The sequence below is a fragment of the Halodesulfovibrio marinisediminis DSM 17456 genome (genome assembly GCF_900129975.1).
Classification (GTDB): Bacteria; Desulfobacterota; Desulfovibrionia; order Desulfovibrionales; family Desulfovibrionaceae; genus Halodesulfovibrio; species Halodesulfovibrio marinisediminis.
In genome coordinates this window covers 78994-92753 of sequence record NZ_FSRG01000007.1, presented here as the reverse complement: position 1 = coordinate 92753, position 13760 = coordinate 78994, and the positions used below count along the sequence as shown (strand labels likewise).

The 13760-nt window shown below is 46.0% G+C and carries 9 protein-coding genes; 7 read left to right on the top strand and 2 right to left on the bottom strand.

The window, feature by feature from the left end; all coding sequences use genetic code 11:
- The first annotated feature begins 447 nt into the window (after positions 1-447).
- The 3 genes from BUR09_RS14505 to BUR09_RS14495 are packed head-to-tail and all read left to right on the top strand — an operon-like array spanning position 448 to position 2691.
- Complete coding sequence (locus tag BUR09_RS14505; RefSeq protein ID WP_074217671.1) at positions 448-1356, top strand: hypothetical protein; 909 nt, start codon at positions 448-450, stop codon at positions 1354-1356.
- A 28-nt stretch (positions 1357-1384) separates the two neighbouring features.
- Positions 1385-1741, top strand: a complete 357-nt coding sequence (locus BUR09_RS14500) for a PqqD family protein (protein WP_175566044.1) — start codon at positions 1385-1387, stop codon at positions 1739-1741.
- Positions 1741-2691: a hypothetical protein gene (locus BUR09_RS14495; RefSeq protein WP_074217669.1), complete on the top strand. Its 951-nt coding sequence runs from the start codon at positions 1741-1743 to the stop codon at positions 2689-2691. Before BUR09_RS14500 ends, BUR09_RS14495 begins: the two co-directional genes overlap by 1 nt.
- 57 nt (positions 2692-2748) lie before the next feature.
- Here the strand turns inward: BUR09_RS14495 and BUR09_RS14490 are convergent, their stop codons facing one another.
- Together BUR09_RS14490 and BUR09_RS14485 are read right to left on the bottom strand one after the other, a co-directional pair.
- Positions 2749-3828, bottom strand: a complete 1080-nt coding sequence (locus tag BUR09_RS14490) for a hypothetical protein (RefSeq protein ID WP_074217668.1) — start codon at positions 3826-3828, stop codon at positions 2749-2751.
- A gap of 383 nt (positions 3829-4211) precedes the next feature.
- Positions 4212-5786, bottom strand: coding sequence for a cobyric acid synthase (locus BUR09_RS14485; RefSeq protein ID WP_245796750.1), 1575 nt, complete (start codon positions 5784-5786; stop codon positions 4212-4214).
- Positions 5787-5972: 186 nt separating this feature from the next.
- Here BUR09_RS14485 and BUR09_RS14480 point away from each other — a divergent pair, with 186 nt between their 5' ends.
- The 4 genes from BUR09_RS14480 (at position 5973) to BUR09_RS14460 (ending at position 13749) form a co-directional block, all read left to right on the top strand.
- The gene (locus BUR09_RS14480) at positions 5973-8120 is read left to right on the top strand and encodes an AsmA family protein (RefSeq protein ID WP_074217667.1); all 2148 of its coding nucleotides are present in this window, start codon (positions 5973-5975) and stop codon (positions 8118-8120) included.
- Between the two features lie 462 nt (positions 8121-8582).
- Complete coding sequence (locus BUR09_RS14475; protein WP_074217666.1) at positions 8583-9140, top strand: nucleotide exchange factor GrpE; 558 nt, start codon at positions 8583-8585, stop codon at positions 9138-9140.
- A 388-nt stretch (positions 9141-9528) separates the two neighbouring features.
- Positions 9529-11454: a molecular chaperone DnaK gene (gene dnaK, locus BUR09_RS14465; RefSeq protein ID WP_074217664.1), complete on the top strand. Its 1926-nt coding sequence runs from the start codon at positions 9529-9531 to the stop codon at positions 11452-11454.
- A gap of 132 nt (positions 11455-11586) precedes the next feature.
- Positions 11587-13749, top strand: coding sequence for a penicillin-binding protein activator (locus tag BUR09_RS14460; protein WP_074217663.1), 2163 nt, complete (start codon positions 11587-11589; stop codon positions 13747-13749).
- The last annotated feature ends 11 nt before the right edge of the window (positions 13750-13760 follow it).

The following is a 13760-nucleotide window of genomic DNA, read 5'->3' as shown; positions in this document are numbered from 1 at the left end:
ACACTCTCCACTAATGGAACATAACTGCTTCCGTTACCTCTACTTCAAATGAATATCTTACTGTAGAAAAGTTATGGTATCAGGTACATTACAGAAGAAGAATACTAACAGTACTACTTACACAGCTATCGTTATCGCCCAATATAACAGCTATAACCCACCCAGTATTATGAGTATTACCCAAATAACAACGCTCACAGAACTTCAACACCACTCTCTCGCAATAAATATGCTTGACCGCACTTCAAAAGTAGTTCAAGCATATGAATAGCCCTCTAAAATTCATACTGATGACTTTTCATTCTTTTTAGAATTTAGAAGGCACATTTTAGATTCACGGTACCCGCCCTGCGGGAAGATGCTACGGAGCTTTCAAAGGACGTTGAAACACTTACAACTCTCCTCTCCAATACGCATCGTTGTGCAACTATAACTAAGGAAAAATGCATGGACCCCCAATCGGAGATATCTGGTAGTCCCACCGCATGGAACGGCATTACGCTGACCATGCCTGACAACTGGATTCCTGCTGCTATTGAGCAGCGTTATCTTCTTTTTTCTCGCAATTCACATCCTGCACTGGAAATCAAATGGCATAGAGTTTCCGACTCTAATTCGCTGCCTAAGAAAGAAGGCGATATTATTCGTCAACTGAAGCGGATGAAAGGGTTCAGTACTGAAAAAAGTGCTGTTACCGACCAGTGGCGTTCTATTACAGACGTCCTGCAACCCCTTTTAGAAGTTCAGCCTTTCTCTCATGCAAAAGGCAGTGGTGCTATCTGCATCCATTCTCCTTCGAAAACGATTCTGGTACTTCAGGTTCACGCACCGATTGACCAGTATACAGACGTTATCCGGCAAGTTCTTGCGTCATTAACTGTGACCAACACAGACGAACCAGTAACATTCAGCATGTTCGGTTTGCGTTGCGCTCTTCCTGCCGGTTCCACCCTTGTGCGCCATTCCTTCAAGCCGGGTGAATTTGTTCTCGAACTGCAATCAGGAGCATCAACTATCTGCATCACGCGGCTAGGCCCTGCCAACGTAGTTCTGGAAGGCAAACCATTCCGTAGATGGCTGCACTCTACGTACGACTTACCATTAGAAAACTTCCATAAAGACAAATCCATACTCCCCACCGGAGCAAAAAAACGTTATCATTGGGAGCATGTAGAGGAACCTTCCTTTATGAAACGCCTCTTCCGATCTTCTATGCTGGGCAAACAGCAGCATATTCGGGGAGCAGCGTGGATTGTGGAAAGTCAAAACAAGCTCATCACCGTACAAATACGGTCGAATGCCCCAATATCCAGTCCGTTTTTGGAATCGATTTGCAATCATGTGGAAGTTGACTAGCAAAAAGAAACAACAGGAAACACAGCCATTGTCTTTGCAAAAGGCAATGGCTTGTGTCCCTGTCCGAAATCTTTTGGTTGAAGAAACCAACCGCACCGCAAAAACAGTCACACTATCCTTCCCACTCCGTATGCGCCCGTGGTTTAGCAAATTCACCACAGCCTTCGGCCATGAGCCGCCTGCACAAAAAAAACACCTCGAACTCGACGAGCTCGGTACATTCTGCTGGTCGCTTATCAACGACAAGCGCTCAGTACAGGCCATAGCAATAGAGCTTTCCAAAACTTATAAACTGCATCCGGAAGAATCCCGTGTTGCAGTCAGTCAATTCATCCGGCAACTGGGTAAACGAGGCGTAATAGGTTTGAAAGAAGGAGCAAGCTAATGCAAGCTGCAGCCAGTATTTCTGAGGATAATTCCCCATCCAGCACGCCGAACACCGGTAAACTTTTGTGCACAACGGAACAGGCAAGAACGCTTAACCATGTTCTTACCGAAAAAGACATTGTCATCGGTGCCTACTTCACCCAAAAAGTTCACCCGCAGCACGGGGTAACTGTTCAGCAAGCATCTTTTGATTATATTGCAGACTGGTTCCACAGTGCTATCCGCCTTGGACTGAACATGGTCATCATGCATGACGGATTACCTGAAAAGTTTATGGATAAATGCCGTCTTGTCTTTTCCTTAAATACACCTCCACACCACACCGGTAGCCTTCATTTCGTCCCCTATTCACCAGGAAGATTCACCATTGCTGACGAACGTTTTTTTGCTGCACGAGACCTGCTTGAAGCACTACCAGACTGTCGTACGGCTTTCATAGTGGATATCTCCGACGCATGGTTCAACAAGAACCCTGCCAACCTCATACTCCGCCGCAACATTCTGGATTACTTTGACTCCTCCCGTCTCGTTGACGCGCTCGGAAACTTTTCCCAGCTGCGCAACCTCCTAACCGAACAACGTAACACATGGCAAAACCGCTATTCTTACACCCTGTTCATAGGCGGGGAAGTAAACTCCATTGGGCAAAATCCATGGATGATAAAACAATTTGAAACAATCTATGAGCGACAATTTCCAGAATTTGCCGCAAAGCCAATCCGAAATTGCGGTATCATTGGTGGACGAAAAGCTGTCGTTCTTTCCCTTCTCAGCACAGCCTGTGCTGAGATGGAACGCTTAAATATTACTGACGAGCTCAACGACATGGCCGTATTTAACTATATCCTGCATAGAAACGATGCGTACAACGTATACTCCAATGGCACACTCAACAGTCCGTGGAAGACATGGCGCAAACGCGGTTGTCACGCTATCTTTCATAAATAACAAAAAAGCAGGAGGTATTCCCCCTGCTTTCGATCGAACGATTATCCTTTTCGAAGCTTAAAGCTTCATTAGATATGCCAGCGCATAAAACGGTGGTCGGTTTTCATGCGCTTTCGCCCCACCAACCTCGCTAACATTTCTTTCTGCTGTTGTGGTTCTGTTCGAGGTCATTAAATCATTAAACGTATACTCACCTTGTGCATTATATGCTCGAAATGAATGGGTATGCGCCGGCAGCTGAGCTACAGTCAGCGCAACAGTATCGGCACCGCCAGTATCCCCCTGCACATAACTACGACCTGCACCTGCAATAAACTTATCACGCAAATCCGGTGTCATCACCTTTACTCCATCCGGTGCCACATACGTTCGTCCATCGCACAGAGCATATTTCACATCTTCCTTGCCTGTCATTCGGTTAACCGGATGCCCACTGGCATTCACTGTTCCTTTAAACGGCAGCACCATCCCGCTCAAAAGCTCATCTACAGCTTTACCAGATCCGTTCGTAGCCTGCTCAATCAACGCCTGAGCACTCTTAATCAAATTCTGTGCATTAGAAACCAAGGTTGCAGCATCAGATACCACAGTCTGAGCCTTACCGACTTCAGCAGCAGCCAAAGCAACCTGATTTTTACTATCGTTCTTCAACTGCAAGGTCTGATTTTTTATAACGAGTAACTCTGCCTTTGCTCCTGCAGCAGCCGCAGCAGAAGATGTCAATTCCTGCATTAACTGCTTCGGTGTCTTGGAAGAAGTGATAGGCACTTGAACGCAGCGATCTAAATCTTCCCTTTGTTGCTGCAACGCAAGCGTCAGCTTATCAGACATCCGCTCAATCACTTCTGCACTCAACTTACCCGCATTGCGCAGATCAGTTCGCTGCGTCAACGGCACATCAAGATACAACGTAATCTTTTCATCTTTAGCCAAAGCTGCCACACAGCGTCCTCCACCTCCCTCCAGAAATTCAACGCGGTACTGTGTCCCATACATCAAAGGAGCATCAACCCCGTCCACTGAAGTCTTAACTGCCTTCACATGTTCTGGTTCAAAAAACGTAAACAGAATGGGCCAGGTATCCTGTATACCGTCACCCACATATTTATGAACTGTTCTCTGGCTTAATATGGTCATTATTCCTCCGTACCCAAAAGTTACTTAGAGTTTTCTCATGACCATACACACTCAGCCCCCCGACCCGAGGGGTACAACGCAGAGTTAGGTACATTTTGTCTTTTTTTGCCTCCGGCGGCTGGAGGAAACCCTTTTGAAAAAGGGGTCTCCCCCAGACCCCCTTCCTAAAACTTTTATTATCAGAATATACGTTCCCAAATATCTTCTCATGCGCCCCCAGCACGCTAACTTGAACAACAAAAAAGGCTGCCTTTATAATAAAAAGACAGCCCTTATTTTATTACTTGAAAGATAATGAAGCATAAGCCGCGGGACTATATCAAAACATACAGACCTCGCGAAAAGAGGCAGAAAAGTTACCGAACTTACAACACCTATATATATTACAGACCAAGAACCTCATAAATCTTTTTCATATCGAGTGCGTCACGAACGGTGTCTGCCAATCTGTCCAATGCGGGATCTATTGAAAACGATGCCTGCACACCCTGCAAAGGAGCAAGTCCTTTACGAACACGGAGGTCGTTAATAAACGCCCTGCGGAATTTGTCGTCGTCAAAAACACCATGCAGATAGGTGCCCCATACAGCCTGAAAATCATGACTGTCAGCTAAACCGTACCCGATAATTACTCCATCTTCACGAATAATTGCGGAATCTAGTTTTTGTGCACCGGTAGACTCTGTTATGCCATGATGAATTTCGTAGCCTGTCACGCTATTCCCTGTTGGCGCATGGATTGCTGTAACTCTGGTAAGCACTTTTTCTTCACCCATTACAGTTCGTAACGGCAGCAAACCGAGACCTTGCTGTGTTGCATGAAGATGAACATCAATTTCCGAAGATTGTTGCGCCACGTATTCAATAGAGACGGGGTCAGAGACGGTTTCACCAAGCATCTGGAATCCACCACAGATACCGGTAACAACACCGCCTGCTTTTGCAAAATTTATTATAGCTACGGCTAATCCACTTTCGTGTAACCAGTGAAGATCGCCCGGAGTGTTCTTGGAACCAGGTATGATTATACAGTCCGGCTTTCCAAGCTTATCTAATGAATTAACTACACGGAGTGACACATCCGGCTCAATGGTGAGGGCATCTACATCTGTAAAATTCGCTATATGCGGAAGATCAAGCAGAACAATATCAAGCGCGTCATCACGCAATGGAAGCTGACGCCCTATTGATTCCTTGAACGTTACAGAGTCCTCTTCTGGAAGCCCCAACTGAGTAAGGAAGGGTACAACCCCAAAAAACGACTTTTCTGTACGGTTAGTTGTGAAGTCCAGCGCTGAATCAAGCAGAGTCACATCCCCTCGGAAACGGTTCAAAACAAATCCAGCTACAAGGTCTTTTTCCCACGCATCCAACAACTCCATTGTTCCGACAAGTGACGCGAACACCCCGCCCCTGTCGATATCACCAACAAGCAAAACCTTCGCCTTTGCATATCGCGCCATCTGCATGTTCACTATATCGTGCGCCTTCAGGTTAATCTCTGCCGGACTTCCGGCACCTTCAAGCACCATAACGTCATGTTCAGCTGCAATAGAATCATAAGCAGATTGTACGTGCGCAAAAGCTGTAGGCTTATATTTCACGTATTCTTTCACTCGCATGTTTGCCACAGGCTTGCCCATAACAATAACCTGCGATCCAGTATCTGAAGAAGGCTTCAACAACACAGGGTTCATACGCACATCGGGCTCGAGCCTGCACGCTGCAGCCTGTACAGCCTGAGCGCGACCTATCTCCTCGCCGTTTGGTGTTACAAAAGAATTAAGCGCCATATTCTGAGCCTTAAAAGGAGCAACAGAAAGCCCGTCCTGCAAGAGGATGCGGCAAAGGGCAGCAGTGAGTACACTTTTCCCAGCATTGGAACTGGTACCCTGCAACATAAGCGACGGAGTAGTAGATGTGGTAACTGTATTATTCATGAAGAAATGTTTACCCATTTTTCGCCCCACCTACCAGCACGAAAAACTTCATTATAGTCAAATGGTTGTATAAATTTGACACGTATGTACAATACATATCATATACTAGGCATACAAAGTTTGTAGAAAAGTTTACGTAATCAGTCTGTAAATATTAATAAAATTGAACTCCGCTATCTTCTCCTACAACAAGAGAGCTCCATTATGAATCCGATAGCTAAAATTATCCTGGCGGTACTAGGTACCCTCGTAACCTTATTGGTTATTGCAGCAGTTTCCCTCACAACCCTTGTTGATCCTAATGACTACAAACAGGAAATAAGCGCCGCGGTATACGATGCCACAGGCAGAGAACTTACATTTAAAGGGGATATGTCCCTTACCTTCTTCCCGTGGTTCGGCGTAAGCCTCGGTGAAGTTTCCATGAACAACCCGAAAGGGTTTACGGAAGAAACGTTTGCTTCTGTGAAACAGGCAAAGGCTAGCGTAAAAGTTATGCCACTCTTTTTCCGTCAGATTGAGTTCTCCGACGTAGTACTGAAAGGAGTAACTCTTAATCTTATCGAAAATAAAAAAGGAAAAAATAACTGGACCTTCGTGCCGCCCAAAAAGACATCCGGCAAATCAAAGCGCCACGGTTCAGTCATCGAATCAAAGCCCAAAGCAGCTCAGCCAGACTCCATGGCCCTTGCCGCTTTGCTTGTTGAATCTTTGTCTGTCACAGACACCAACGTCGCTTACGAAAGTCAGCGTGAAGGAAAGAAATACTCCATCAAAGACCTTTCCCTTATCACCTCTGCATTTCGTGCTGGAGAGCCGTTCACTCTAGAACTCAACGGCGTTGCAACAGCGCAAAAGCCAGCCGTTGAATCTCCATTCAAAATGACGATTGAGGCCACGCCTTCCGGCGACTTCAAATCAGTTGATGTGACAACAATTGACTTAACACTAGAGGCAAAAGGTGAAGATATACCGGGCAAACAAGCGAGTATTCATCTCCAGTCCGCCCTCACTGCTCTGCTTAAAGATCAAAAAGTAACTGTGCATAAGTGCAAGCTTTCCGCATACAACACTACGCTCAATCTCAGTGGTGAAGTTGCCTATGCAAAAGAACTGGATGTAACCGGCAATATGAACCTTCAGGCAGACTACAGAAAAATTGCCAAAGCTATTGGTATTTCAGCTCCCGAGCCTACAAATAATAACTCAGAACTTATCCTGTCCATGCAGCTCAAAATGGTTCCGGACAATCTTGCCCTTAATGACATTCAAGGCAGCCTTGAAGGCTACCCTCTAAACGGAGATTTCCAGTACTACTACGGCACCAAACCACAACTGAGCCTACGCCTGAATGCTGAGCAATTGAATCTTGATCCATACATTGCGCTTGCCAAACTACTCAACGAAAGCGCTGGAAATAGCGACAATGGAACTAAAGCGAAAAAGAAAACACAGGAACGCCCGTCCTCCTCAGCAGTCAAAGCACACAGCAACAAAGTAGAGCATAACGCAGAAAAGAACGTTGCCAAAGCCGTTGCTCCTGAAACTCTTGCTAAACTGAATGCGAACGTTGATATCAGCATCAAAAAAATGATGGTGAACGACCTGACCATTTCAAACATTGTCGCCAAAGGCGAAGGAAAGCACGGTGTCATCACCGTCAATCCGTTGCGCTTCCGTATCTTCGAAGGTGATGTAGACAGTATATTAAAAACCGATTTACGCGGTACACTGCCTGTTTCATCTATTAAGTTAACTACAGATAAAATGAATCTGGCGAATATCACAAAAACACTTACCGGAACCGAATACGCAAGCGGTAAGCTCTTTTTGAATGCATCGCTTTCTGCCTATGGCATGACCGAAGATACCGTTAAACGAACGCTGAACGGCAAAGCCACATTCAACGCTACAGACGGCACCCTGACAGGACTGGATATTCTCCCAAAAGGCACGTTGGAACTTTTCGAAGGCCCCTTGCGCAAAAAAGTAAAGAGCTCCCTTACAGCGCAGCCATACAAAGTTATTCGCGGCACGTTGTTCGCAAAAAACGGACGTATCACAAACAACGACTTTGTAATGAATGCAGCAGAATTGGATGCAAAAGGCAGCGGCTTCGCCAATCTTGCATCTGACTCTATCAATTATAGGGCAGACCTTAAGTTCGATAACGTTCCAGTTATCCCTGTTGTTCTCAGTGGCAAACTCTCAAAGCCAACCTATGGCGTTGATATGAAACGCTTCCTCGGTTCTTCCGTAGAAGACATCACAAAGCAGCTACTTGATGAAGAAAATAAAGATAAAAACCCGCTCAAACAGCTTGAGAAGGGATTGAAAAATCTCTTTCAGTAACAATTAGCAACAGTCTCTATCAGCGATAGAACTCTACTGAACTCAGAGATAGGCTGCCCGCATCAGTGCGGCAGCCTTTTTTTAATCTATAAGATAGAGAGTGAACTCTTGATAGCGCCTCCCCTCATATTCTCTGTAATCTGGCTTCTCGCCTGTTACACGCTAAAAATATTAGGTATTCAAAAAAACAACGATTACTTCAATATCTTCAATATATTACAACACAGCACAAGAACGAATTATCCCTCTACATCTTGACAGGTAGGTACCTCGTTGTTACCCGTCTGTTCACGATGTGTTAGGATATGTGGGCGGTTGCGCAATATAAAATCATATCAGAACAGCACACGCATTGTCCGAAACCTGAACACGGTATGTTCAGGAAAAATATATTTGCACTAAAATTTCGTCACTGCTTTTACTGATAAGTAAAGCAGCATAAGGATGTAAGGAGCTAACAGAATGGGTGAAGATACTGTGAAACCAGAAGAAGCAGTTGAAAATACTGAACAGGAACAGACCACCGAGATTGTAATCTCTGACGAGCAGCTGAACCAGCTTGCAAAAGACCGCGTTTGTCCTGGCTGTGACACCATGCAGGACGCTGAAGAAGTTCGCCTCCGCTGCCTTGCAGAAATGGAAAACTTCAAAAAACGCCTCCAGCGTGAACGTGAAGAACAGTTCAAGTATGCAACTGAATCTGTGCTGGGCGATCTGCTCCCTACTCTGGACAACCTCCAGCTTGCTATCGACTACGGTCGCAATCTTGAAGGCTGCGAAAACATGCTCGTCGGTGTTGAAATGACTCAGAAGCTTTTCCTTGAAGCAATCGAACGACATGGTCTTACCCCTCTCGGAGAGAAAAACGACGAGTTCAACCCTGAAATACATGAAGCCGTAGGTCAGGAAAACTGTGATGACGTACCGGAAGGTCACGTTAAGCACGTAATGCAGCGTGGTTATAAACTTAAAGATCGTATGCTGCGTCCTGCAAAAGTTATTGTTTCCGGCGGTAAATAATCCGCTAAGGAAATTCAGCTGTACCCTGCAGGTTATATATGACGTTATGGCTGCCGATTTTTGTCGGCAGCCATTTTTTTTATGCCCAAAACATGATAAAAACTCTCGGTCACAAGACTGCTCGACTATGTTTTCTCAACTTTTTAAGTTTTTTTTTGCACAAGCAGGCAAACGCAGAACATGTTGATACCAAAGAGATTTTTCCACATGTTCGGTATATAAAAACAACATTTACACCACATTTGGATAAAAAAAATAACAAGTGCCCCTTGCCCGCGAAAAAAACGTGCTTAAATTCTGGAACATCAAAGACTAAAAGCCAGATAACTCTGGTTCTTTATAATTTAAGATTACATTCGTGAGAGTTTTCTCATGAGGAGGTTTAAACATGGGTAAGATTATTGGTATCGACCTCGGCACAACTAACTCTTGTGTCTACATTATGGAAGGTAAAGATCCTAAGTGCGTAACCAACCCTGAGGGTGGTCGTACTACTCCTTCTATCGTAGGTTTCACCGATAAAGAACGTCTCGTTGGCGATATTGCTAAACGTCAGGCTGTAACAAACCCTGAGCGTACTATCTTTGCAGTTAAACGCCTTGTTGGTCGTCAGTTTAACTCCCCAGAAGTACAGCGTTGGGCTGATCACTCTCCATACAAAATTGTAGAAGGTAAAAACGGCGAAGCTTACGTTGAAATTGAAGGCCGTAGTTACTCTCCTGCTGAAGTATCTGCTATGGTACTTGGCAAACTCAAATCTGACGCGGAAGCCTACCTTGGTGAAGAAGTAACTGAAGCGGTTATTACTGTTCCAGCATACTTTAACGACTCCCAGCGTCAGGCTACTAAAGACGCAGGCAAAATTGCCGGTCTTGAAGTAAAACGTATCATCAACGAACCGACTGCAGCTTCCCTTGCATACGGTCTCGATAAAAAAGCAAACGAAAAAATCGCTGTATTCGACCTTGGCGGCGGTACTTTCGATATTTCTATTCTCGAAGTTGGCGACAACGTAGTTGAAGTACTTGCAACTAACGGTGACACCTTCCTCGGCGGTGAAGACTTTGACCTCGCTATCATCAACTACCTTGTTGAAGAGTTCAAAAACGAAAACGCAGGTCTTGACCTTTCTGCTGACCGCATGGCTCTGCAGCGTCTTAAAGAAGCAGCAGAAAAAGCGAAGAAAGACCTTTCCACTTCCATGGAAACTGAAATCAACCTGCCGTTTATCACTGCTGACCAGACTGGTCCTAAACACCTCATGCTTAAGCTTTCCCGTGCAAAACTTGAAACCCTCGTTGCTGACCTTGTAAAACGCACCGAAGGCCCTTGCCAGAAAGCTCTTACAGATGCTGGCCTCAAACCAGGTGAAATCGACGAAGTAATCCTCGTTGGTGGTATGACCCGTATGCCTCTCGTACAGAAAGTTGTTTCTGACTTCTTCGGTAAAGAGCCTAACCGCTCTGTTAACCCGGACGAAGTGGTATCCATGGGTGCAGCAATTCAGGGTGGTATTCTTGCTGGTGATGTTAAGGACGTTCTTCTCCTCGACGTTTCCCCGCTTTCCCTCGGTATTGAAACCCTTGGCGGCGTAGCTACTAAGCTCATCGAGCGTAACACTACTATCCCAACCAAGAAGTCTCAGACCTTTACCACCGCTGCTGACAACCAGCCTTCAGTATCTATTCACGTACTGCAGGGTGAGCGTCCAATGGCTTCTGACAACATGACTCTCGGTCGCTTCGAACTGACCGGTATTCCACCAGCACCACGTGGTGTTCCTCAGATCGAAGTTACTTTCGACATCGATGCTAACGGTATCGTAAGCGTATCCGCTAAAGACCTTGGCACCGGTAAAGAACAGTCTATCCGCATCACCGCTTCTTCCGGCCTCTCTGACGAAGAAATTGAAAACCTCGTTAAAGAAGCAGAAGCACATGCTGACGAAGATAAGAAAAAGCAGGAAGCAATCGAAGTTCGCAACCAGGCTGACTCTCTTATCTACACCACCGAAAAATCTATCAATGAGCTCGGTGATAAACTTGACGCTACCTTGAAAGGTGAAATCGAAGGTAAAGCAGAAGCTCTCAAGAAGCTTCTCGAAGCTGAAGAAATCGACGTAGACGCAGTAAAAGCAGCTACAGAAGAGCTCTCTCAGGCATCCCACAAACTTGCTGAACAGCTTTACGCTCAGCAGGCTCAGGGTGCAGAAGGCGGATGTGCTGGCGGCCCTTGTGGCGGCGCAGACGCTGGTGCTCAGCAGAAAAAAGATGACGAAGACGTTGTTGACGCTGACTACACTGAAGTAAAATAATTATGAAAATACCGGCATGGGGTAATAACACCGCTTACCCGCATCATGCTCTTGCAATTGCCGGTTGATATGATTACCTTGGCCTGATTCGCACTTATGCGGATCAGGCCATTTTTTATACGGTATAATGCTATGAAATATACATCTTCTCTCTCTTTACGCGGTGTAACTATTACACTCATGGTTATGGCACTTACTGTGGCTTCTCTTACTGGTTGTGGGAAAAAAGTCATCGTAACTCCGCAAGCGGTTCCTTCCAGGGGCGCAGAGCACCAGCTCCACCAGCAGGCTCTTGCCGCCTACAACAGCGGAGACTACGCAACAGCCAGTGCGCTTTACGACAGAATTTTGCAACGGCAGAATTTGTCCGAGACAGAAAAGCGCAGTGCATGGCGCTACTTTGCGCTCAGCACCATTAAAAGTGGGCGAGCTCTCCTTGGGTTACAGGCTCTGGACAAATGGGAATCTAGCCAACCCGGTGCAATCGAAAGCACCGAGTGGCAAGATGCGTGGGTTCTGGCAATCAAACAGCTCCCGCAGGATAAATCCCTTGCCATTCTCGAATCCACCTATAACAATACATCCAAACCGTGGGGCATGCGTGCAAACGCAGCGTTGCTTCTTGCCGGTCTGGAATGGAAAAAAGGCAATACTGGTGCAGCGCTCACTTCTTTAGAAGACCTGTATGCAAAAGCACCAAACACCAACTACAAAGCAGCTCTTGAACGCCGACTTTTTTCTGAGTTAAACGGTGTAGATGCGCAGCAGCTTGCGGCACTTGCCGGTCACCTTACCCCAGAAAACGAAATCACATACCCATACTCTCTCATTCTGCTTGAAAAAGCACGCCGTGCAGCAGGTGACGAGCAGAATTGGCCATCTGCATGGGCAGCAATCGAACGTCTTCGCACGTTAGGAAAGCTGGCAGACCCAACCATCATCGACTCCGTTCTTGCACCACTGCAAAAAGAGTTCGGCGAACCGACACAAGGTGTTGCTCTTGCCTTACCGCTTACAGGACCATATGGTTCCATCGGCTGGAAAATTCTCCGTGGTGCCGGTATTGCACACTGGCAACTCACCAACAATGGATACAACTTTGCACTCAAAGTTATTAATACCGAATCCCCGACATGGGAGCAGGAACTTGCTGCCCTGCCAGAAGGGTTCACCATTGTCGGCGGTCCACTGAGAAAAAATATTTTCCAAAAAATCTATGAACGCGATCTTACAAAAAAGCATGCGTTCTTTAGTTTCCTCTCTTCTCTTCCAGCAGGAACAGAAGGGGAAGATGCATGGAGATTCTTCTCCAGCCCTAAAGACCAACTCCAATCCCTGCTCAACTTTACACAGTTTGATCTGGGCATTAACAACTATGCCGCGCTCTACCCTAATGATAATTACGGCAAGCATATGACAGAGTTGTTTATGCAGCTAGCACAACAACAAACAGGCGCCCCTGTTCTGACCGCTAGCTACGACTCAAAGAATCCGCAGGGTTGGTCTAACGATGTTAAAAACCTTCTCATTAAAAGCGAGCAAGAAAAGAAAGAACTGCAACTTGTTAGTGAGAATGTAGAAAATCCGTTGTATGTAAAGATGAACTCAGGCCAGTACAAAGATATGCCGTACCAACCGGCATTTCAGGCCGTATTCCTTCCGGATAGCTGGAAGAATATGGAATCTATCATTCCGCATTTCTTCTTCCATCAGGAAGACCGTGCTGTATTCCTTGGCCCGACATTATGGGAACAAGGACTTTCCGCAGGCAAAAAACTGGAATCCCGCTACTACAAGTTAGCTGTATTCCCTGGCATCTGGAATCCATTTACTCCAACCAATGCTTCCAAGCAGTTGGTACAGGCAATGGATGATGCAGGTCTCGGTAAGCCGGACGCATGGGTTGGTCTTGGATACGACTTTATCCGCCTCGCAGCGGGCATGGGTTCCATGCCTACTGACTGGAATGACGACACAGTTAACACAGGCCTCGCCTCTGCGCAGCACATGGACTGGAGTATTGCTCCAATCACATGGGATGCAGAAGGAAATGCCTCTGAAAACCTGTTCCTGTTCCGTCCTTCCCGAAACGGTTTTGTACCAATCAATCCAGAAGCATTCGGAAACCGTGTTAACACCGTGCGTGTTCGCCACGATGAGCGTATTCAAATGATGATGGATGAGGCAGACACAAAAAAAGCTGAAGAACTCGGCGTTTCACTGGATGAGTACCGCAAACAGCAGAATATTGCTGCAAGCAACGTAATCTCCATGAACACAGCCGAAAATGAATAATCCGGCCTGTT

Excerpts from the sequence above, each read along its gene's own strand:
- BUR09_RS14505 (WP_074217671.1), top strand. The coding sequence starts at position 448 with ATGGACCCCCAATCGGAGATATCTGGTAGTCCCACCGCATGGAACGGC.
- BUR09_RS14495 (WP_074217669.1), top strand. The coding sequence starts at position 1,741 with ATGCAAGCTGCAGCCAGTATTTCTGAGGATAATTCCCCATCCAGCACG.
- BUR09_RS14490 (WP_074217668.1), bottom strand. The coding sequence starts at position 3,828 with ATGACCATATTAAGCCAGAGAACAGTTCATAAATATGTGGGTGACGGT.
- BUR09_RS14485 (WP_245796750.1), bottom strand. The coding sequence starts at position 5,786 with ATGGGTAAACATTTCTTCATGAATAATACAGTTACCACATCTACTACT.
- BUR09_RS14480 (WP_074217667.1), top strand. The coding sequence starts at position 5,973 with ATGAATCCGATAGCTAAAATTATCCTGGCGGTACTAGGTACCCTCGTA.
- BUR09_RS14475 (WP_074217666.1), top strand. The coding sequence starts at position 8,583 with ATGGGTGAAGATACTGTGAAACCAGAAGAAGCAGTTGAAAATACTGAA.
- dnaK (WP_074217664.1), top strand. The coding sequence starts at position 9,529 with ATGGGTAAGATTATTGGTATCGACCTCGGCACAACTAACTCTTGTGTC.
- BUR09_RS14460 (WP_074217663.1), top strand. The coding sequence starts at position 11,587 with ATGAAATATACATCTTCTCTCTCTTTACGCGGTGTAACTATTACACTC.